This window comes from Candidatus Desulfosporosinus nitrosoreducens, assembly GCF_030954495.1.
In the GTDB taxonomy this organism is placed as follows: Bacteria; Bacillota; Desulfitobacteriia; order Desulfitobacteriales; family Desulfitobacteriaceae; genus Desulfosporosinus; species Desulfosporosinus nitrosoreducens.
This window is the reverse complement of sequence record NZ_JAVHUW010000082.1, coordinates 63,271-86,703: the sequence shown is the minus strand read 5'-3', so window position 1 is coordinate 86,703 and position 23,433 is coordinate 63,271. Positions and strand designations below refer to the sequence as shown.

Below are 23,433 nucleotides of genomic sequence, written 5' to 3'. Positions count from 1 at the left end.
CTTTTGGAGAGCGGGGAAGTTAATTAGATCATAACTCGCAGGAATCGCCAGTGATTGTTTAAAGATCAATCCGCAACAGTGGAAGATACAATCCATGTATTGCCGACGATGGTAACTCTCCAATCCGAACAGCCCCCATCTCAGTGTAGAAACCTTCGGCATTTGGATCACTTTTTATAATCATATATTTATAACTGATATCTTTTGCAGTTTGAATTGCATCTTCCCACAGTGACTTACCAAAACCTTGCCCGATGGCCTTGGGATCTAAAAACAACCAAAATAGATTTGCCTCTGGGATTTCGCCTCTTAACTCATAAAAGCCAACGACTTCCTGATTTACTTCAAGCACATTAACTATGTATTCAACTAACTCTTCAGGATGAATAATTAAATCATTTCGGCATCTATCCATGTATTTATCATCATAACCCCAATAAGCCTTTGAGTTAAAGGCAATTTCTGCTAACAATTCACTCTCATAGAACAGGGCACGCCTAATAGTATATGAAGCTGATTTGTCCACGCATATCCATCAAATTCCTTGAATATTTGGATTTCCCCTTGCATGATCCGCCCAAGTAGTACAACCCTCAACTTAGAGTTCCCAGAACCTTCACTCCTTCACTCAACCAACTTCGAAAGGGGCCTTCTTTTGGGAAGCGGGGAATTAAAAGACTCGTAACCTAACTACTGGCTAGAGTTTATCAAGGCGGTTATTTCAAACCTTCTAGAACTAAGCAAGGCGCAACCGGGTGGGATGGATAAACAATCATTGGCACTTCAACTACGGTTTTGGAGGCGTTGTGCGCGTCATTTGCCAGTCCACCGTACAAAAACTAACGTATAAATTGCAATTGCAGCTATTACTAAAAACAACCCAATAATAATTTGCTTTAGTTTCAATTTCTCTTTCCTCCATAATTACAAGTAAATGGTGTACCGACGTTGCTCCGTCGGTATTCGCCCTATCTGCCCAATTGCCACTCCCCAAGCCAGGTAGTCCGGAGGAATTTCGCCTCCAGCTCCGCCTAGAAGGGCCACCTTCGACAACCCCTCACGCATGACTCGAGCACTTAACTGCTGGCTAGGCTTTATCCATGCGGCTTCTTGAACTTAGCAAAGGGCACGCATGGTGATTGGGTATCTAGATCCAAAACATGTAACAGAGCAGTACATACTTCATTAGGCTTTTCATAAGGGGTCGTGTAAACAAATATGTCACCAAGGTTATGGCGACATGAACCAATTTTTTCAATCATTTTTATTTGGATTGGCTCTAATTTGCTCCACATTTCTTTATATTCTTTGTCAGTCATATTGTTCTTTTCCATGTTCCCACCACTTTCTTTCTCCAGTTCCTAATTTGCTATCGATGATCTGTCCAGTATAACGCAACGTGGCAGCTTAAAAATGTTTGAATACTAGGCTTCTTTCTTAAGATAATTCCACTATTATCCTCAATTTCCTGAAACAAGAATACAAAAGCCAGAGCTCTACAAAAACCCTCCGGTTGTTAGATAATAATCCCTTTACCTCCACTAGCCCATCCTACCTTCAAAAGGGGCATTACTTTGGAAAGGTTATGAAATTGGCTCGGTACTAAATGGTGGCTAGACTTTAGGTAAGGTGATTGGTATTTGCTACGTCCAATACTTTGAAGATTATTGTTTTGGAGAACCTTTTGATCCTAATTCGTGGCTATTAGCTGGATTGCTTTTCTGATATCCTGATCTTCTGTTTTACAAACACATAAACGTATACCCTCTGGATGAGGAAATCCCTCAAGATAGCAACCATCCGTACTACTTAAAAGCACATTGTATTTGGCAAGCCTGTTTATAAGAATATCGGCTGAAGTGCCGACTATATCTAAACTGGTATAGATTCCTGTCGGAGGAAAATAACATTTTACAATATTATTTAGATCACATGCTTCTCGCAAAATATTCATTTTTTCTTGATAATATTGTTTTGTTCTTTGCACATGGAACTTGTACATACTACTTTGCAGGTAAATTTCCAGCGCTCCTTGTGTCAGGATTGGGGAATTAAGATCAATGCTTCGCTTATAGGCAATAAATTCATTTTGTAGTTCTTTCGGCACGATGGCCATTCCCAAACGCAATCCGGGCAACAGTGCTTTAGAAAAACTCCGAATATAGATTATCCATTCTCTCTCACCAATAGCATACATAGGATCTGCTTTTGCATCTACCTCTAGATCTGCCAAATAATCATCCTCAACAATGAAAACCTCATACTGTCTGGCTAGATTGATTATCTCCTTTTTTTGTAAACTATCATAGCAAAATCCCGTAGGGTTTTGATATCTTGGCATTGTGTAAAAGAATTTAATATCACCTTGCTTAAATATTGCTTCCAACTCGGAAAGATCAATACCTTCGTGTGTTCTTCCAATGCCAACAACCGATGTTTTAGTACACTTCAATACCTGAAGCATTACGGAATATGTCGGTTGTTCAACAAGTACTTTCGTCCGTCCGTTGGGAAAAGGGATTGCCGCTAGAATATACAATGCTTGCTGTGAGCCATTGGTTATAAAAATATCTTGTGGTTTTGCAAAGACCTGAAAGTTTGCCATGTGTTTAACTAAAACATTAATCAGTTCCGGCATCCCCTGGGCCGAAGAATATTCAAATAGCTTTTTCTTATATAGCGAAATAGCTTTCTCCATACAATGATAAAAATCCTTATATGGATTAACAGAATCAGGCGGACAAGCAGTTACCATATCAATTATGCCATTCTTTTTATTTACGGGAACTGCGGATTTAACAACATAATAGCCGCTTTTGGGAGAAGCATAAATTAAGTGTTCATCCTCAAGCAACTTATACGCTTTCACGATAGTATCCGAATTATAGGACAATTCTTTGGAAAGTGTCTGTACTGACGGCAATTTTTCGCCTGGCTTAAATATACCGGAAAAGATCTTTTTTCTTATAAAATCAGCTACAATCATATATTTATAGGTCATGTATAACCTCATTTCTATACCGGTACAGATTGGGATTTCTTTTCTAGCTTTAACCGACCTTCATCAACTAAAATTACTCTATAACATTGGAAAAATTGAATATAGAAAGGAGTTTTTTTCAACCCATTGTTTTGGTAAAGAAGGAGGAAAAAGAATGGATCATGTTCTGGAATGCTCCGGGTACGATTTTGTTAAAGCAAATATTGTTCGAGGGCAGGGTTGTTACCTGTTTGATGATCATGATAACAAGTTTATTGATTTCGAAGCAGGCGTTTGGTGCACTTCTCTTGGCCATAATCACCCGCTTATCAATCAGGCCATTAAAAGACAAATTGATGACATTGCGCACCTAGGATTTAGATATACCAATGATATTGTTGAAGAAACAGCAGTAAAAGTGTTAGATACAGTAGGTCTACCGGATGGAAAATGCGTTTTTCTCAGCTCAGGCAGCGAGGCGGTTGAATTAGGTGTGCAGATTGCCCGATGCTTATCAAGTCGGCCTTTGTTTCTTACTCTATCTAATTCTTACTTATCTGCGTACGGAGATTCAGGGAAAAGAAACAGTGATGGTTGGTTTTGCTTTGACTGGGTAAAATGCAATGATTGTATTACATCGAAATGTACTCCTCAATGTCTCTGCCTGAAAGAGATACCAATAGCAAACATTGGTGGGCTAATACTTGAGCCTGGTAATACATCAGGATTAGTGAAATTACCTCCGAAGAAATTGGTTCAGGCTCTGGAAGCCTTGATTAAACAACAAAACGGGATAATTATGGTTGATGAAGTGACAACAGGCTTAGGTCGTACGGGAAACTGGTATGGATTTCAACACTACTCCTTACAACCAGATATCATTGCCATAGGAAAAGGATTAGGCAACGGTTATCCGGTTAGTGCAGTTATAATGACTGATAACATTGCATTAAGATTAGAAAAAACTGATTTTCATTATGCTCAGTCTCATCAAAATGATGCTTTAGGTTGTGCTGTAGCCAAGGAAGTAATCACGGTTATGCAAACTGAAGAATTAGTTAAAAGAAGTAAGCTAGTAGGAGATAAATTCCTGAATGCACTCAAATTATTGGCACAAAGATATAGTTCCATCAAAGATGTTCGAGGTAGGGGATTAATGTTGGCAGTTGAATTTAATAGTAAAGATAAAGAATCCCCCTTACCACTCGTGTTTGAGAAGTTATTGGAGAAAGGGTTTTTAGTTGGATACATACCCGTTGCAAATCTGATCCGCTTCTATCCAGCATTAACGATAAAAGAAGCAGATATTGAAAAAATGTTAAAAGTATTTGAACAGGTTCTTGGAGAAATAAGCAAATATTAAGTATGAGAATAGTTGAACATCAATAAAGACATAAAAAGCATATCTATAGAAGCTATTAATTTATATAAGAGATTCAACGTGTTTCCTAAATATTCCTTCTATACTTGTGTAAAAAGTCAGACCTTCCATACAAATATGGAACAATCTGTAGACTACTGTTTTCTAAATCGTCATAGTCTCAAGGGTAGTCCTAGTTGAATTGTTAAACAATTTATGTCTTATTTATAAAAGCCGCTCCACAAGCGGCTTTTAATCATGTTAATGTTTTCAAACTTACAACGCACTCCACGTGCCTTGTCCATGGGATAAAATCTCCAAAATAGAGAATCGCAAGACTGACCGCAAACAACCGTCCCCATCAACCCCGGTCCCAATCAACCAATATACTTTCACCCCAACCACCACACCCAATCTTCGGAAGGGGCCTTCTTATGGAATGCGAGAGGAATTGCTTCTCAATTCCTTCATGGCACATCGGAGGCGAAAGGTATGAGGGATTCGTAAAAAATATAATCTTAACTTCGCTAAGCAACTTTTTCGTCACCCGGAACAGCATAGTATTATTTTTAGCTCCTCTTACCAATATATGCCTTGCTTATTCGCATTGGCAACTAAAATAATGTTATCTACTTAATTCAACATTATTCATTTCTTCGTTCAAGAATTGAAACTTTTTAAGTAGCAGATTCCTTAATTTGGTATTTGCCGTAGCAAAAAATATTTGTCTCTTCTTTTCTATGGCAAGAAATCTTAAATAGTCAATAAACGAGAGCATATTTAAATCGTCCACATTGGCTATTGGATCATCGAACAATAAAATTTTCGGTCCGTTATTAATCTTATTATTTAGGGATAAAAATAAGGATAGTGCTAACGCAGATCGCTGACCAGAACTTATTTTAGTTAAAGGAATAGGAGTTTCTTCTCCTTCACGTTTAAGTTTTATTTCACCAACTTCGAAAATAATGTCCTCGAATTCCCTGGGTGAATGAATCTTTTTGAAAATGTCAACAATTTCTCTTCTATTATTATCAATAAACTTTTTAAAGAAATCCTCTTTACTAAAGTTTTTAATAATATCATCTAATACTTTAAAGGCAGCATTTGCATTTATAATTTTTGAGATTAAAACCTCTCTTTTAGATTCAATAGCTTTGATTTTATCATTGCATTTAAGAGAAATAATATCTTTTGCTTCTCTTTCAGCTTTTGCTTTCTTATATTTTTCCAATATGGTTAGTAAATAGTCAAAATCATATATTATAGTAGATAAATTATCATTATAATCAAGGTTTATTTTATTTGATATTTTTTTCAATTCCTCAAAAGATCTTTCTAACTTACCTAATTGCTTTTTAAATAAATTTAAATTATTTAAATTTTCATTTATTAAAAATTTCGATTTGTTTGTGAGTAAATTAATTATTTCTTGATTAAATTTTTCACTTCTACTATTACAGTTAATTAATTGCGAAATAATTTCATTTTGTTTATTAAAAATAATTTTTATTGATCTAGGATCAAATTTAAATTCCGTTTCTAATTTATTAGTTATATGTTTAAATTTGTTTAATTCTTCTTCAGAAAGGCCTTTATTTCGAAAATAATTTTTCAAAGATTGCAGTTCTTTGAGTTTACTCTTAGAACTATTTATCATACTAAAATTTTGTTCTAAATCTTCAATTATACTTTTTAAATTAGATTCTCGATATGAATAAGTATTTTGAAATAATATGTTGCAAATATTTTCAATCTTATATAAGTCATCAAGTAATTCATCTATCTCAGTTAAAGCTTTTTCAACCTCTATTACCTCACTTTGAAATATATCCAGTAATGAACGATCAATAGCAGTTTCATAAGTTTCAATGCGTTTTATTAATTCATCTTTTTGGAATTTAGAATTACATAATGGGCATGAATCAACTTTTTCATTAGAAAAAATATAAGCCTTACCTAATTGTTTGATATCTGTTAATAACTGTTCAAATTTAGTTAAACTATCAACTATTTTGTTTATCTTTATATTTAGATCGTCCCTCTTCTTTTGACAAATTGTTTTTTGATGATTTAATTCATCTCGATATTCCTCAATTTCTTTATTTTCAAACTTAAAAAAATCCAGGTCAATATTATTTAAAATTTTTTTAGAAGACTGTAACCGTGATAAATATTTCAATTCATTTTCTATTTGTTCATCTAAGCCGATTAAACTTAATATATTAGGTTCTGATAAATATTTTACAATCTTGTTAAATAATTGCTCACTTTTTTTAAGGTCTATTATTTCTTTATCAACATCTTTTTTCTTTATCTCAAGAATCTTAATATTGTTATTAATCTTTTCTAATTCGTTGAGTTTGTATTTATATGTATTTAATTCTTTACCTATTATTTCAAGAGAAATATTTGATAACCAGTTTAATTCAACATCCACAGAATTTAGAAATATCTTTACTGAGATAATTTCCCGTTCGAATTTATTTATATCCTCATTCATTTCCGCTGGAAAATACCCACGCCACCTTCTTTTTGGAACTTCTTGTTGTAGCAAACTAAATAGCTCCTCGTGTTCATTGGGAATATTTCCAAGTTGTTCTAATGTTTCAAATTCTACTTTTAAATATTCTTCCAGTTTTTCTATTTCATTACCAAATTCTTTCACTTTTTCGTGGAATCTTTGGTGAAAGCCCTTTATGCGATTTTCTATCTCATTAATATTTTCGCCCAGCACTATATCCATAAAAGCTGTTTTAATCTCAGTTTGATTATCGCTTTTGGATAAACGATAGCCAGCATCAGAGTCAAAGAAATTATATTTATTGAAACTCTCACACAGTCTATTTCCATGTGAATAAACTTTATTGTACCATCTTCTATCTCTTAACCGGAATCTTTTATTATCTGCTGGATTATATTCCTTAGCCTTGTTACTTCCTTCAAAGTAAAGTTCTATTTTCCCCGATTGAATTGAATTTTTTTCTTTAAGAGTCTTTCCGCAATAAAATAATTCTATCGCCTCAAGAAAAGAGGTCTTTCCACACCCATTTGCACCATTTAAAAGATTAAAAACACCCAATTTAAATTCCTTTTGATTTGGATAAGGTCTATACTTATCAAACGATATTTTTGTAATAAAAGACGTGATTTCTCTATCTTCATCTTCAATGACTTCAGTAAATATTTTCTCTTCTTGTTGAAGGATTGGGTTTCCATCTATATATCTATTAACTCCATCAATGTAACTAACTTCATTCAAGAATACCACATCTAATTGATTTTCTTTTATCTTTTGCATCCAAACTGATCCTAAATCATCTTTTGAGAGTTCCGCAGTCGGTGCATCTGAAATCTTCATAAATGCAGGTAAATTTATCAGGTCATGTGGGGTTACAACATATTTTCTTGTATATATTTTGTTTTTTTCTATCTCAAGCGAATTAATCTTTTGTATATTCTCCGGACTGCAAATGTAAATTAAATAATAGTTCCATTGAAGGTAACCTGGATGAGTATAGTAATCTGTAGAGATATACCTTTCCTGGTAAGCATTTAAATCAAAATCAGAATTGATGATTTTCTCACTAAGATCAAAGTAATAAACAGCCAAGGGCTCATTATTGAAATTTTTAACTGTCCTAAAAATATATTCATCAACATGAATAACTTCATCAAACGTATCATTAAGTAATTTATTAATTTCTCCGATATTCATAATTAAGCCCCCCTTGTGATAGACCTTATATCTTCAGACAAATCAGCATCATGCTCTGGAGGCGGGCTACAAATTATATTTAATTTTCTATCTTTATCAAACCAAACTACTAATCGTCTTCTAGAATCTTCATCTAAAAATGAGAACATCGCATCGAATATTTTTTTTGCCAATTTTTCGTGTGTACTTCCTACATATGCGACAGTTGCGGGGGGATTCCCGTTAAGTGAATATAAATTGTGGTTAAAATTAGGTACAACGTATCCTATGGAGCAGCCATTTACTAGGTCTTTTATACAACCGGGAAAATTATCTTCACATAAGATTATGTCATTCATTAAAGCCGAAAATAAGCTTAAATATTGTAATCTTTCCTTTTGTACTTCTCCCTTCCCATCTTGCGTTACTGTAATTTTATTTATCTTTTCCTGATCATCTATTATAAGGAACTTTAGTATTTCTGGTTTATGCCAATCGGTCATTAGTGCTTCCCCTGAAGATAATGCAATTAGACGTTCCTTATCTATATATGTTAAATCATTGAGAACTGTATCAGTCAGATTCGTATCTTTTAATAAATCTAAAAAACCATCATTTGGTATGATGTCACCTGCCCACTTATTCTCATCCCAAATAAACGTTTCAATCATCTCAGGGCCTGTTCTTTTCTGTTGCTCAGGAGTTCCCAGGTCTTGTAAAACTTTGGTGGAACGATAATGAAACACATATTCATCCGAATTAAAAAAATAACTATTTACCTTTTTGCTTTTCCAGTTAGTAAAGTATAAACCTTTCTCGTGGTTATAATTTATTTTCTCATCTCTTCTATCTACTTCCTTCGTTTTAACATAATGAGCTGACCCAGCAAAATCAATATCATATACATTAGCAATGTTTGTAGATTTTGCCCAATTTAGACAAAGAATTTCCTTCTTTTCTTCCTTGTTAGCATATAAATCGTTTCGATAATTCTTAAAGTTGTCGCCACGTGGGTCTGGGTTCATCTGAATATGCATTATTAAGGTTGCTTGTTGTTTATTAGTTAATTGTTCTCTTCTAAATCCTAAACTGTCTGCACAGATTAGAGTTAGTAAATATATTGAACTTTCATCGTTTCTTAGTATATAAATTAGATTCCCAGGAATGTAGTTGTCTCTTTCTAACGGGCTACCATGAACACTCATATGAGTGGTTTTAAATTGCAAAGTGAAGATTATTTTCTCGTTCCCGTTTGTATCTTCAGTTTTAAAAATATATAAAAGAGGGTCAAAAAAATTACCTACCTTCCCCTCGTTATTTACTAATTCATCTTCGTATATCCAAAAGACCTGACTATGGGTTGTAATAAAGTGTCGTAACTCATCTCTTCCAATAGATTCGCAACCTAATACCCATAATTTTTGTTTATTAGGAAAAACACCTTTGGATATTATATGATCTATAACCGACCAAGGGCATGAGTATTCAGGTGTCACGACTAGATCAATATTTTTCTGAGAAGCTAAGTCTAGAAAACTTTCATATTTTCTAAAAGCTAATTGCTGTTCTCTATTTCCTATAAAACTTATGTTTGCCTCAATATCACCTTGAATCTGTAATAGAAGTATTTCGTATAGTCTTGAATCGGGATTTAAAGCCTCTAAGGAAGGTGCTTTGAGGTTTCTAACAGCAAGAACAGTATCAAGGTATTTGAGTTGCATATAAATCTCCTTCCAGGTACAAAAATATACTATTGACAGAATGTTCGCTTGTTTTACTTTATGGTTGATTTCCCTTAAACTATTACGAATTAGAATCACGTCTTGTATGAATTAAATTCCTATTTCATAAAATCCAAAACCCCTTGGTTTTAAACAAGGCTACTTATAATTTACTATTAATCTTTCCACGAGTTTCCTTCATTTCCTCCCTAGAACATGAAAATAATCCAAGATAAAACAAAAAATCCAGACCGTCCAAATAAATATGGAGTAATCCGGAAATTCTTAGCCCCAACTAGTTTCTAAATTCATAGCAGTCTCAATGGTAGTCTTGTTAAATTGTCAGAACATTTCTAAACCCTGCAACCAGCATGAATAGCGGGTTTTCATTATGTAAGTGTTTTCAAACTTGTAACGGTCTCAACGTGCCCCGTTCACGGAAACATAACTGTAAAACTCAAAAATTTTAGGTACATATAAATAACATGGAGAAACCAGCATATAACCCGAAATTTAAAACATCTGCAAAAAATGAAGTCCACTATTTAATTACTTGCGTCTGTTGGATCTAAAGTCAACAGGCGCTAAATCAATTCATTCCCTGCTCCCCGCCCTCCCGGTCTATTTCACATTTTCGTCGTCAACCCTCGCGATAAGAAAATTCCAAACTTATCCTTATAGACTTTATGCGTATCCGAATCCTTCGCGGCGAAGTGCTTCATTTCCAACGTCAGTTCCTTAAAGGTTTTGTCCAGATTCTCATATAAATAGGCGATTTTCTATTGGCGGATATCTTGCTGTACGCTGCTTTAAGGTCCTTTTCAGTCCTTTCGAGCTCCTTTGTAATTTACACTTTGTTTAATTGAGGTCCGTTCCTGCTGCAGTTTCCCTGTTATAGCCTTGTTCTCTGCCTGGGACTTTTTTAAATCCTCTATTTTTGTGTTCAATTCGTCGCGCTCCATGCTGAGTCGGGCTATTTTGCCCGTCTGATCATCCGGGGCTTTTTGAAGGTCCGTATTTTTCCGCAGGGCTTTGTCCCGTTCCTTAATCGCCTGACTCCGCTCATTCACCGCCTTTTGCAGCTCGCAGGTGGACCTGTTTTTAATGTCAAGCTTGGCAATAAAATACGGAAATTTCTTTATCATGAAGATATCATTATTTTAGGGTGAGAACCCGTACAAAGGTTGTCCCAAAGTCGACAACGTTGTCGATTTTGGGACAACCTCAACCGGTTCCTCCAGGGAAAGGAACATTGGGGTTATAACCTCAAGACAGGCTTGAGCATAAGATGAGGCGAACCGGCTGAGTTAACGAAACCGACCAATTGGAATATCCCTTAACTGGCCTGCAAAGCTCTCATTGGACAAAAGGAGACACAATTTTTACATTGAAATACATTTATAGTTGTGATCAACCATTTTTGTCAATAAGAATTTAGAGCAAAACGAAACAGCCAGTCCCAAATTCGAATGCGCATTCGAATCTGGGACTGGCCTGAAGGCAGGCATCTGGTTTAATAACCAGGCAGCCTGGATTTTGCTCAATGCTGTTAAGGACCTTGCCTTAAATTCCGGTGTTCCCTACGTTCAAACCTTCAGGAACTCCGCCCATTTTCCTTCATCAATGTCCATAAATTTTACTTCTGGAAACGCTGCTTCTGGTCATAGGGAACGGTGCAGTCAAAAATCGCTTTGCAGGAAATACCGACATCACGGATACTCGCTGAAAATTCCGGACTGCTGGAGGGATCAAGAGGATGGCACCTGACTCCCGGAATAAAGATCGCGTCATTATCGCCTTGAAATCTAGTGGTCATTGCCCACATCACGTCACTCATAACTCCTATCAAATTTCTCCCAATCCTCCATCTACTGTGATTTCGCCACCGGTCAAATACGATGAATCCGAGGAAGCCAGAAAGAGTACAGCTTTGGCTACTTCTTCAGGTTGCCCCCACCGCTTCATAGGTACACTAGACTTAATATAGGCATTAATGGCCTCTTTCATCTCAGGTAATTCCTGCGCAGTGAGCGGTGTTTGAATAGCACCCGGGCTTACTACATTTACGCGTATTCCCCTTTCAAGAACTTCCTCATCAACAGCGAGTGTCCTGGCAAGACTGCGGACAGCGGCCTTGCTTGCCGAATATAGCGGATCTCCCGGCCGGCCTTTTTTATTGGCCACCGAGCTTGTAAAAATAGCAGAGGCTCCACTGCTAAGAAGTGGCAGCGCCCGAGTAAAAGTAAAGAAAACGCCTTTTACATTAATACCCATCATGTGTTCGAAAAACGCTTCGTCAGTTTCCTGAATAGGCGGGCATTCTGAAATACCTGCATTTGCAAAAAGAATGTCTATTCTGCCAAATTTCCCACGTACCTGATCCATTACATGGTCAATGTCCGCAATCTTAGAAACATCCGCCTGAATCGCAAAGCTATTTTCTCCAAGCTCCTTACGTGTGCTTTCAAGGGTCGCTAAATCTCTGCCGACAACTATGACGCTTGCTCCTTGTTCTTTAAACAATCTGGCGGTTGCCAAACCAATACCACTGTTACCTCCAGTTATTACGGCTATTTTGTCATTTAATTTCATTTCACTCATTTTGATATCCCCTTTCGTATTATGCTAGTTTTTCCGAATGTTTTTAAAAAATTAAAATTCATGCCTATCTTTTTTCTTCATTACTGCATTACTGCTCTTGCTCCAACCCGTCAGGACCAGACCTCGTTATGAAAAATGCACCGCATGCTCCGATTATGGATATGATAACTCCCGACATCATGGCCGCATGCATGCCAGACATAAACGCGAATTTAGTTCCTTGCTGGATTGACACAGCAAAGTCTGAGGATGTATTGATGGGAATTGTGGCTATCCCCTGACTGATTGCCGCGCCCCCCTGTTTGACAATACTGTCTATCAGTTGTTTCGGTAAATGTGCATCTATCAAATATTTCTGAAACGTATTTTGTGAGACACTGGACATAACCGCACCTAAAATAGAAATACCCAAAACTCCTCCAACCTGATTAGCTGTTTGTTGTACACCTGACGCAGCCCCAACCTGTTCAATGGTTGCAGCTCCTACAATCGCATCAGTGGAAGCCGGAATAACTACACCGAGCCCGATACCTAGGACGGAAAGCGCGATTGCCAATATCATATACGAACTATCGGACGCCGTGAAAGTTGCAATAAATAATCCGGCAGCCATAATAATCATGCCTCCTGTAAGAGGAACTCGCGGGCCATTTCGTTTTATCAAAGGTACAGAAGCTATCGCACTAATAAGAAGTCCTAACCCAAGCGGCAAAATACGCAACCCTGCGGAAAACGGTGAAATTCCCTGAACCTTCTGCAGGTACAGCATCACGAAAAAGAGTGATCCCATCAAAGCAAACATTACCAGAACAGTCATTATGACCCCGATGGATATGGACCGATTACTGAACAGACTGAGGGGAAGCAGCGGATCTTTGGCTCTCATTTCAACAAGGATGAATCCGATCAGTAACACCAGAGACACAGCCATAAGAATCAACGTACTCGTAGAACCCCAGCCATTAGAAGGTGCCCTGATAATGGCGTAGGATAAGGCGATCAGAGTTCCCGACAACAGCAGCACCCCGCCGATGTCAAACCGGACAGCGGTATGAACCTTGCTTTCCAGAAGCAGGAAGATCCCCAACACGGCGCTGATAAAGCCTATAGGTGTATTGATAAAAAAAGCCCACTCCCAGCCCAATTTTTGTACAATTATCCCGCCAAGGATGGGCCCTACTGCCACGGATAAGCCATTGGCCGATGAAAAAACGCCAACACCTGCGGCAAGCTTTTCAGGCGGAAATACGACACGGATAAGGGACATGGCATTGGTCAAAATCAACGCCCCAAATATCCCTTGTATGACGCGAAATCCAATAATTAAGTCAACCGCTTCAGATAACCCGATTGCCAGTGAGGAAAATGCGAAACTCAAAACAGCTATTATAAAAATCAACTTGCGTCCAAATCTATCCCCGAGTTTTCCCGCTAAAACCAGGCTGGCCGCTGTTGCAAGCAGATATGCATTGCTGATCCACTGCAGTTGTCCTAAACTAGTATGCAACTTAGCGGCGATTTGCGGGTTGGCAACGGACACTATAGTGCCGTCAAACCCCACCATCAGCGAACCCAGCATAATTGCAATAAGTGCCAACCAAGGGTTCTTGCTGGATTCACAAGATTGTCCGGGTTTTAACCGTGAATTACTCTTTAAATTTCGACTAATAATAACTACTCAGCTCCTTTGTTATGAATTGTTAATTGCTGTTCTGTGAATATCATATAGGAACTTTTTAAACTGAATATAAACAATGTCAAACATGAAATAAAAAAAATCGGCTAACAAACCTTCAGTCGATTACGTTAGTCTTTGTTGCACTGATATGCTTTCAAAACATATAAAACTACCTCTCCATGAACGGTAGTAACGCAGATACTTGTTTAAATTCAGTTTACAATAATCTGCTATCATTCTTCATAGCATGCTCAAGCATTATCTTGAACTATGGTTAGTATTAAACTAAGTGCCTCCATACCTTCCTTTTATTTTATATAAATACGTTTTGAATCCGGAAAGGAATAAGCGAAAATGAATAATATATTAATTGTCGATGACGATCAACATATACGCGAATTAGTAAAAGTGTTCTTGCGCAATGAAGGGTTTGAAATATATGAGGCTACCGACGGTATTGATGCTCTTTCAAAGCTTGAGTCTATAAAAACGGATATGGTTATCCTTGATATCATGATGCCGCATATGGATGGCTGGCAGCTCTGCAATGAACTTCGGAAGTATTACGATATCCCTTTGCTCATGCTTACTGCAAAAGGCGAAACAAGCCAAAAAGTAAAGGGATTCCAACTGGGAACTGATGATTATCTGGTCAAACCCTTTGAACCACAGGAACTGGTTGTCAGGGTTAAGGCCCTACTGAAACGTTATCAAATCTCCACCTCTCAGATGATCCAAATCGGTGAACTAAAAATGAATCGCAAAACATATGAGCTGACTGTAAATCAAGAGCGTCTAACCCTTCCTCTTAAAGAATTTGAGCTTTTATTTAAACTTGCTAGTTACCCAGGGAAAACGTTTACTAGAGAACAGTTAATTGAGGATATATGGGGTTATGGTTATGAAGGAAATGAACGAACGTTAGATGTTCATATTAACCGGCTGAGAGAGCGTTTCTCAGGAGATAGCTATTCTTTTGCAATCCGGACAATTCGGGGACTGGGTTACCGCATGGAGGTATGAGCATGAAAATAAATGACGTTATCCAGACAGTTGTCAGCATAGTTCTCTTGCTGGCTTTGTTTGCTGTCTGCTGTTTAGCTTCCTTTTTCGCAATGCCTTTATTTTATGCAAGTATTGGCTTGCACCCACCGGATGTTCTTGTTCAAGTTATTAATTCATTAATGGGACTCCTTTTGGCTATAGTCATCATCACCTTGCTGCGGTTCAATCATATGGCTCAATACAAGAAAGCATTTAACTCCGTTCTTCAAGCAACGGAAAAAATTGCGAAGGGAGATTTTGATGTCGCCATGAACTTACGTTTTCAAGATGATGAACAATTTGATAAACTAGTGAAAAACGTTGATACAATGGCTCTGGAATTAAATCGGATGGAGAAGATGAGGCAGGAATTTATCTCCAATGTATCCCATGAAATCCAATCTCCTCTGACATCAATCCGCGGATTTGCCCAAGCGCTGCGAAATAAGCAAATCAACCTTGAAGAGCGGCTGCACTACTTGAGCATTATTGAAACTGAAAGTAGACGTTTGTCCAAGTTGAGCGACAACTTATTAAAGCTCGCTTCTCTGGAAGCTGCAACGATCCCCTTTGATCCCCAAGACTACCGATTAGATAAACAGTTAAAAAGCCTTATTTTATCCTGCGAACCCCAATGGCAGAACAAACAGATTGATATGGAAGCTTCTCTTGAGGAAATAACGATCAAAGCAGATGAAGATCTCATGAGCCAGGTATGGATCAATCTTATAGGCAACAGTATCAAATTCACCCCCAAAGGCGGACAAATACGTGTTGCTCTGCAGCACCGGGGAAACAAAGTTGAATGCCAAATAACCGACACTGGAATAGGGATAAAAGAAGACGATCAAATTCATATATTTGAACGTTTCTACAAATCTGATATGTCTAGGGATCGCTCAAATAAAGGCAGCGGCTTAGGTCTTTCAATTACCCAAAAAATTGTAGCTATGCATAATGGATCTATTAGAGTTCAAAGCGCGCTGGAAAAGGGAGCTACATTTATAGTTTCTTTACCTAAATGACCATCTTTACGACGACGTTATCATCACATTCTAACTAAAATGGTATAAAAGACTCCTGAGAAGGCAATGGCATTCTCAGGAGTCTTCTGTATGCAAAGCACAAGTCCGGACGATTACCAATTATGCTTGCTTATTTGCTTCAACGGACATTCTCTTCCTGAACAAAACTTTGAAATCGTTAAGTATACTATACACTACCGGAACTATAAACAAGGTAAGAAACGTGGAAGAAATCAGTCCTCCTATGACCGCATAAGCCATTGGTGCACGCATTTCTGTACCGGCACCTGTAGCGGTCGCGATGGGAATCATACCAAATATCATTGCAAGAGTCGTCATTAAAATTGGACGAAACCGCACCCGGCCAGCATCTATTAAAGCTTTATTGATACCCGCACCTTCCCTTAACTTTTGTTTGGCATAATCGACAAGAAGGATGGCATTTTTAGCAACAAGTCCCATGAGCATTATGATACCGATCAATGCCATAAAATCTATCTTGCTTCCGGTTGCATACAAAGCTGCAATAGCACCTATAAGCGCCAAAGGAAGAGAAAACATGATGGCTATGGGGTCAATAAAGCTTTCAAACTGTGCTGCCATAATGAGAAATATGAACAGGATTCCCATGCCTAAGGCGATCAAAAGGCCGATAAAGCCTTCCTGCATGTCTGCACCCATCCCCCCTTCTTCTACAGTTATCCCTGCCGGAACTTTCATTTCATGATTGAACTTCTTCAAGTACAAATTCATGAAGTCTCCTGTAGCCATGCCAGAGACATTTGCCGAAATTTCAATTTGTCCGGTTCGGTCATGCCTGTTTAATGCTGTAGGTGTTGTGGTTAAAACTTTGCGAGTCACCTGGCTAAGAGGTACCATTTGATTGTTGGAGCCAGGTACACTAATACCACTCAGACTGTCAAGGCTTGTGCGTTGTTGATCTTCCATAGATAATCGAACATCATATTTGTTTTTTCCGCTATTGTATTGACCCACAATAGTACCATTAAATAACGTATTTAAAGTACCCATTGCCAAAGAAGTGTCCACTCCTAAGTCCGCTGCTTTATCCCGGTCTATATCCAGTTTGGCCTCCGGCTTACCTGCCTTATCGCTGATACTGACATCTCTTGCATAGGGATCCTGACTCATTACCCGTTTTGCTTCAAGGGCAAACCTCCGGAGCTGATCATAGTTATCTCCTTGAATGTTGATGACGACATCCTTAATATCGCCAGAGTTGGAAACAGCATTTATAGCAAGTTCTATGCCGGGTATTTTTTTCAGGTCTTCTCGCATCTTGGATGCAATGATCTTAGCACTGTCTTTACGCTCCCTTTTATCACTCAACTTGACGAAAAACGAAGCCTGTTCTTTTTGTACTGTAGTGTAAATTGATTTTACCTCAGAGTACTGGCGGATAACCCCTTCAATATCTCTCGCTTTTTGACCAGCCTTCTCCAGAGACAAGCCTGAGTCGAGACCTGTATTGATACTGATTTCACCATTGTCTGTCGATGAACTGAACTCGATGCCCAGCGAAGAAATCATGCCGATGCATCCAGCAAACAGCACCGTCGCCAATACCATCGTGATCAGCCTGTGATGCAGAACAATACTCAGGAATTGCGAATATTTCTCAGCAATCTTATCAAACATGCGGCTAAAGTTGTTTAATGACTTGCCAAAAAATGTTTTATTATGTTTCTTTTCGGTTTTTAGTATCCTTGATGACATCATCGGAACAAGGGTAAAGGATACGAGTAATGAAAACAACATACTAAAAACAACCGTAAGTCCGAATTCAATGAAAAATTTCCCGATGATTCCATTGACCATTGCAGTTGGCAGAAACACTGCCACAACAGCTAATGTCGTAGCAAGTACGGCAAGCCCAATTTCGGTGGTAGCCTCCTTTGCCGCTTGAAATGGGGTTTTTCCCAGATGCAAGTGGCGAACAATGTTTTCCACAACAACAATAGCATCGTCAATGAGCAAGCCTATAGCCAGTGATAATGCCATCAACGACATGGTATTGAGTGAAAAGTTCATGACTTTCAAGGCAATAAAAGAGCTTATTATGGAGGTAGGAAGTGATAGGGCACTAATCAGTGTGCTCTCCCATTCATTTAAAAACAGGAATACGACAATAATTGCCAGTATACATCCTTCCAGCATACTTTTCATAACTTCGTTTACCGAATCACTAATGGATTCCGAATTATCCCTGACAATATCAACGTTTACTCCGCGAGGTATGTAAGCCTTGAGATTTGAAAGTTCCTTTTTCACTGCATCGGCTACTTCTACCGTATTGGCACCCGACTGCTTGACAATATCAATGCCGATTGCCTGCTTTCCTTGATACATGGAAAGGCTATCGGCATCTTTAAACCCGTCGATCACTTCGGCAATAGCATGAACCCGTATTTCTTTTCCGTTTCTTTTTGCCACCAGAAGGTTATTAAAATCTTCAACCTTTTTTACACTGCCGTCGATGCGAAGAGAAATTTCATTGCTTTTATCGGTAACTGTACCTCCTGTTCCTTCGAGATTGCCACTCTTCAGATTATTGATCACTTCTTCCACAGTCAATCCATAGGCTGCCATCTTATTTTGATCCAGCTTAATCTGAATCTCGCGTTTGGAATCGCCGTGTATATTCACCGCTCCTACACCTTTCACCGTATAGAGCCTCTTTGCTATCACATCATCGACAACCTGTGAAAGCTCTTTTGTTTCTTCCGTTCCACTAACTGCGATAGATAGAATAGGGCTAGCTGAAAGATCAACTTTGGAAATTATGGGATCGTCGATATCTTTGGGCAGCTCTCCGCGAATGGCCCCAATATTATCTCTGACTTCCTGTGCGGCAACATCGGGAGATTTATCCAATGAAAACTCTATGGTTGTATTGGAAACACCCTCTGTCATAGTGGAAGTAATATGCTTTACTCCGGAAATCTGCCCTACCGCCTCTTCTACTTTTTTTGTTACATTGGTCTCAAGTTGATTCGGAGATGCCCCACCCTGGGTAACGGTAACCGTGACATACGGTAAATCAACCTGGGGCATATCATTAATGGTTAAATTCGTATAACAGAGGATCCCTACAACGACAAAAGCTATCATTACAACTATGGTAAATACAGGCCTCTTGACGCTAACATCTGCTAAAATCATCGATTTCCCCCCTGTTCAGAAACTACCGTTATTTCATCACCATCCTGCAGCGTATTCACATTTGTACAAATGACACTATCCCCGTATAGAACCCCAGATTTGATTTCCACCCTATTTTGGGTCGTATCGCCAATTGTAACACTGCGGCGGCGAGCCACCCCCTTATCATTTACAAAAATATAGTAATTCCCTTCATCTCCAGCTAAGGCTTCGAGCGGAATTGTCATCGTTTGTATCTTTTGCTCATTGGGGATTTCAACTTTGGCATAATCACCCGGATGAAGTAATTTATGTTTATTATCCACCAGTATCTTGCAATTAAGAGCTCTAACAGAAGGGTCTGCCGATACATCAATACTCTTTACAACTCCCTCAATTGAGTCATTACCATTGTTGATAATAGCTTTTTGTCCTAATTTTAGATTGTTCACATTTTCCTGTTCTACCTGTACTACTGCATATAGTAAAGATATATTTTTTACTTTTGCAAGGATTGGTCCCGGGGAAGTTATCTGCCCAAGATTTACACTTTTATCATCCATAACACCACTAATGGGTGCTCGAATTATACAATTCTCAAGGGAGTTATTAATACTCTGTAACGTGACCTTCTCAGATTCCAAAGTGACTTTTTCAGATTCCAAATTAGCCTTGGCCAGTTTAAGAGATGTTTCTGCGTTTTCATAATCGGCCTTCGAAATAGCTCCATTCTCAAATAGTGCTCTCGTTCTGTCATAATCTCTTTGAGATGATTCCCAGCTCGCTTCCATTTTTTGAACTGTGATTTCATCTTTCTGAACAGTCATTTCCGCTACCTCGAGTTGGTTTCTTAAATCTTTATCATCCAAAACTACCAAAGTCTGGCCTTTGGAAACACTGTCACTATTGCTAAACAAAATTTGAACTACTTGGCCTGATATCATACTGCTAACAATGCCTTCCTCATACGGTTCCAAGGTAGCGTTGTATGTAATCCCTGATATTATTTCGGCTTTTTCCGTCGCTTGAACCTGAACAGAAGTCTTTTTGTTTACGATCGTCGGCTTCGGGGACACTGCACCAATGCTTCTATATACTCTAATACCTGCGAATGCTATTAAAATAACAGCACAATACGCAACAATTTTCTTTCCTTTCTTCAATGATTAAATCCTCCTTTACTTCATTAATTAAATACTCTAACCTATCACGCTCATACCTTTTTACTACCCCCGCTTATAACATGGCATTGTAATCATATGATAGTTTTATAAACTGAATTTAAACAACTTAATGGAATCATTAAGGGTATACTACGTCTGTTAATCGTCGAGAGGCTGTGCCTTATTAACTCCTTTCAATCACTGGAGGTCATAGCCGCAATTGTCGGCCCACCTGGATAGAGTGTTTTTCCGGAGAAAATCCCTAAAATTAAAAAGCCAAACCGTTCCAATTAAAAACGGTCTGGCAAATTCAGGTCCAGCAATAGAAATCTTTTACCTTTTTCGGTAGAATCTGATAAATTAATCTTTGCTTTACTCCATGCTATCTACCTCAGTCACCTCACCTGTATGTAGGTTTCGAGCGTGTCCATTATTCCTTAACCTGTTCCTTTCCTCTGCTTTTTCTATTCCTGGATAACGGAGACGCGGCATCCCTGCCTTCAGTCCCGATAAGGATCATGCCGGCGATTACAAGAAAACCGCCCAACCACTGCTGATAATCGGCGCTTTCGCCCAACACTACGGTCGATAGCAGCAAGGCAGTAAACGGCATCATGCCCGAAAAAGCCGCAGCTGTGAACGCGCCGCATCGCTTTATTCCAGAGTACCAGCAGATAAATGCCAGAGCCGTTACAAATACGCCGTACCAAAGAAGAGCCGCCCATTCCATCAGGCCGATTCCTGAAAGTTCCTGCAAAGGATGCTCCAGCATTGCAGGGATCAGGCATAAAATCAGAGCAATTGCCGTTACAATTGTGGTCTGCGCAATAGGACTTGAAGACTCTTTCAAGTCCGCCGCAGCCTTAACGGCGGAAATACGTGACAGCGTGTTGAAGGCGGACTCACAAGCCGCCGCACAAAGTACGAGTATATTCCCGCCGAGGTGTTCTAAGGATAAACCGTTTCCCGGCGTTAATATTCCTTGAATGATCAGAATGCCTCCTACAGTACAGAGTATTCCGGCAAGTTTTCTGCGGCTGACCGGCTCCCTTAATACAACCATAGCGAGAAACGCTGTTATGGCGGGCGTCGCGCCTGTGAGTATACCCGCTTCTCCAGCGCTGGTATAATAAAGGCCGCTTAGTAAAAACATACGGAACAAAAAAATCCCACATAAGGCCTGCAGTGACAAAAAAAGAAAAGTGCGAAATGACATTGATGGAATATAGCGGACAAGTTGCTTACCGCATAATGAAACCAAAAATACAAGCGCAAAAAATAGGCTTACTGCTGTGATTGTAAACGTCCCAAGCTTTCCCATAACAAATCTGGCCGATATGACGCTGGTTCCTGCCAACGAAAAAGCACAAATCAAATATAATTTCCCGTTCAAATAATCCATTCTAACCTCCATTCCGCCGCTACCGCTGGCGGCACAAACAGTAATGAAAAATGGTGCGCGGCCTTCAACACTGGCAATAATTAGTCTGAGGAGAAGATACACTACAAAGCACGGTGAGGTGAGTCGTAGACAGCTCTTCTCGGCTTAAATCAGTATTCTAACCAGTGTAAGAATCATCTTTCAAGCACAAATGAGTGGTTCTATAAGACCGCAAGCTAATCATTGTTTTAGCTTCTCGTTAGATGTGTGGTGATTCAGTCAATGTCTTCCTCTACTATGAAAGGAGGGCTGTGTCATGAAAGTCGTTTATCCTATCTGCTGTGGTGTCGATGTGCATAAAACGTTTCTCGTCGCCACACTCAGTACTTCCCAAGGAATCGTTCCCCATTATTCCAAAAAACGGTTTTCTACTTTTAACAATTCCATTCTTCAGTTCAAGCAGTGGCTAATCGATAACAACTGCTTTGATGTGTGTATGGAATCTACGGGAAAGTATTACGTACCTGTTTACAATCTTTTGGAAGATACCATCCGTATCACTGTCGCCAACCCAAAATGGGTGAAGGCTGTAAAGGGAAACAAGGATGATACCAAAGATTCCAAGTGGATCGGAGATCTCTTCCGTTTAGGTTTGGTACCCGGAAGTTATATTCCCAGAAAACCCATTCGTATTCTTCGTGAATATACCCGATATCGTTTTAAACTTGTTTGTTGTAAAAGCAGTGAAAAGAACCGTTTTCAAAATGCCTTTACTGTTTGTAATGTAGCCCTTGATGCTGTCGTTTCCGACATGTTTGGCAAATCTGCCTCTTCCATCACGGACTATTTGGTTTCCTCTGATTCCTTTGATCCGGTACACTGTTCATCCCTTCTTCAAAAGGCCTTGAAGAAAAAAGCAGATACCGTGATTGAATCCATTGAAGGATATCAGATGACCCAGGATCAAAAAGAGCGTATCGTAATGGTCCGATCCCATTTGGAATTCGTCCAACAGTCCATTAACAAGCTGGATGAAAAGCTGGACAAGATGGTTGCTCCATATGAAAGCGCCATTACTCTCCTCCGTACCATTCCTGGGGTTGAAAGAACTTCTGCTATCACCATCATCTCCGAAATTGGAACGGATATGTCTCAGTTTGCCAATTCCAAACGTTTATGCTGTTGGGCGGGTCTAACCCCGGGCAACAACGAATCTGCCGGTAAGAAGAAATCTGTCCGAATTACACGTGCCGGTGTCTACCTCAAACCTGCGTTGGTGCAAGTTGCCCATGCAGCCGTGAAATCGGATAAGTCTCCTTGCTACAAAATCAAGTACGAACGCCTTTACAAAAGGAGGGGCAAAAAAAGAGCCATTATTGCTATCGCTAGGATGATACTCACCGCCATTTACCACATGTTTGTTACGGGTGAATTGTGGAATCCAAGCGATTTGTACAAAATTGATATGCCACAACCTATGCTGGAAAAACAGAAAGAGAAAGCAATTAAACAAGCTGTAAAACTTCTCATTTCAAATAATATAATAAAAGCTGCTGACATTACTGTGGCTTAGGTTAGCTGTTATTAAATTTTCAAAGGATGAAAGCACCTTTATTTAAGT

15 protein-coding genes and 1 pseudogene are annotated in these 23,433 nt (G+C 38.8%); 4 read left to right on the top strand and 12 right to left on the bottom strand.

The window, feature by feature from the left end; genetic code table 11:
- Positions 1–58: 58 nt before the first annotated feature.
- From REC12_RS23155 to REC12_RS23145, 3 genes are all read right to left on the bottom strand, one after another.
- Entirely contained in the window at positions 59–472 is a 414-nt protein-coding gene (locus REC12_RS23155) for a GNAT family N-acetyltransferase (RefSeq protein ID WP_308898339.1), read from the bottom strand.
- Positions 473–1,094: 622 nt separating this feature from the next.
- Positions 1,095–1,334 (bottom strand): hypothetical protein, encoded by a 240-nt coding sequence (locus REC12_RS23150; RefSeq protein ID WP_308898338.1) that lies wholly within the window; start codon positions 1,332–1,334, stop codon positions 1,095–1,097.
- Between the two features lie 356 nt (positions 1,335–1,690).
- A complete protein-coding gene (locus REC12_RS23145; RefSeq protein WP_308898337.1) occupies positions 1,691–3,001 on the bottom strand; it encodes an aminotransferase-like domain-containing protein in 1,311 nt (436 codons plus the stop codon).
- A 154-nt stretch (positions 3,002–3,155) separates the two neighbouring features.
- Between REC12_RS23145 and REC12_RS23140 the strand changes: the two genes are divergently transcribed.
- Positions 3,156–4,343 carry a class-III pyridoxal-phosphate-dependent aminotransferase gene (locus REC12_RS23140; protein WP_308898335.1) on the top strand — a complete coding sequence of 396 codons (1,188 nt, stop codon included), beginning with the start codon at positions 3,156–3,158 and terminating at the stop codon, positions 4,341–4,343.
- Between the two features lie 622 nt (positions 4,344–4,965).
- Here REC12_RS23140 and REC12_RS23135 read toward each other — a convergent pair.
- From REC12_RS23135 to REC12_RS23110, 6 genes and pseudogenes are all read right to left on the bottom strand, one after another.
- Entirely contained in the window at positions 4,966–8,058 is a 3,093-nt protein-coding gene (locus REC12_RS23135) for a hypothetical protein (RefSeq protein WP_308898333.1), read from the bottom strand.
- A 2-nt stretch (positions 8,059–8,060) separates the two neighbouring features.
- On the bottom strand, positions 8,061–9,758 hold the full coding sequence (locus REC12_RS23130) for a hypothetical protein (protein WP_308898332.1): 1,698 nt from the start codon (positions 9,756–9,758) through the stop codon (positions 8,061–8,063).
- A gap of 821 nt (positions 9,759–10,579) precedes the next feature.
- Positions 10,580–10,903 (bottom strand): hypothetical protein, encoded by a 324-nt coding sequence (locus REC12_RS23125; RefSeq protein ID WP_308898330.1) that lies wholly within the window; start codon positions 10,901–10,903, stop codon positions 10,580–10,582.
- A 441-nt stretch (positions 10,904–11,344) separates the two neighbouring features.
- Positions 11,345–11,595, bottom strand: a pseudogene (locus tag REC12_RS23120) (UbiD family decarboxylase); the annotation flags it as partial.
- Between the two features lie 8 nt (positions 11,596–11,603).
- Positions 11,604–12,359: an SDR family oxidoreductase gene (locus REC12_RS23115; RefSeq protein ID WP_308898328.1), complete on the bottom strand. Its 756-nt coding sequence runs from the start codon at positions 12,357–12,359 to the stop codon at positions 11,604–11,606.
- An 88-nt stretch (positions 12,360–12,447) separates the two neighbouring features.
- Complete coding sequence (locus REC12_RS23110; protein WP_308898327.1) at positions 12,448–13,956, bottom strand: MFS transporter; 1,509 nt, start codon at positions 13,954–13,956, stop codon at positions 12,448–12,450.
- A 435-nt stretch (positions 13,957–14,391) separates the two neighbouring features.
- Here REC12_RS23110 and REC12_RS23105 point away from each other — a divergent pair, with 435 nt between their 5' ends.
- Both REC12_RS23105 and REC12_RS23100 read left to right on the top strand, forming a co-directional pair.
- A complete protein-coding gene (locus tag REC12_RS23105) occupies positions 14,392–15,060 on the top strand; it encodes a response regulator transcription factor (protein WP_308898325.1) in 669 nt (222 codons plus the stop codon).
- Between the two features lie 2 nt (positions 15,061–15,062).
- Positions 15,063–16,106 carry a sensor histidine kinase gene (locus tag REC12_RS23100; protein ID WP_308898324.1) on the top strand — a complete coding sequence of 348 codons (1,044 nt, stop codon included), beginning with the start codon at positions 15,063–15,065 and terminating at the stop codon, positions 16,104–16,106.
- Between the two features lie 120 nt (positions 16,107–16,226).
- Here REC12_RS23100 and REC12_RS23095 read toward each other — a convergent pair whose 3' ends face one another.
- From REC12_RS23095 to REC12_RS23085, 3 genes are all read right to left on the bottom strand, one after another.
- On the bottom strand, positions 16,227–19,289 hold the full coding sequence (locus REC12_RS23095; RefSeq protein WP_308898322.1) for an efflux RND transporter permease subunit: 3,063 nt from the start codon (positions 19,287–19,289) through the stop codon (positions 16,227–16,229).
- Positions 19,286–20,431 carry an efflux RND transporter periplasmic adaptor subunit gene (locus REC12_RS23090; protein WP_308898321.1) on the bottom strand — a complete coding sequence of 382 codons (1,146 nt, stop codon included), beginning with the start codon at positions 20,429–20,431 and terminating at the stop codon, positions 19,286–19,288. Before REC12_RS23090 ends, REC12_RS23095 begins: the two co-directional genes overlap by 4 nt.
- 430 nt (positions 20,432–20,861) lie before the next feature.
- Positions 20,862–21,833: a DMT family transporter gene (locus REC12_RS23085; RefSeq protein WP_308898320.1), complete on the bottom strand. Its 972-nt coding sequence runs from the start codon at positions 21,831–21,833 to the stop codon at positions 20,862–20,864.
- 295 nt (positions 21,834–22,128) lie between these two features.
- Between REC12_RS23085 and REC12_RS23080 the strand changes: the two genes are divergently transcribed.
- Complete coding sequence (locus REC12_RS23080) at positions 22,129–23,385, top strand: IS110 family RNA-guided transposase (RefSeq protein ID WP_308898319.1); 1,257 nt, start codon at positions 22,129–22,131, stop codon at positions 23,383–23,385.
- Positions 23,386–23,433 lie beyond the last annotated feature (48 nt).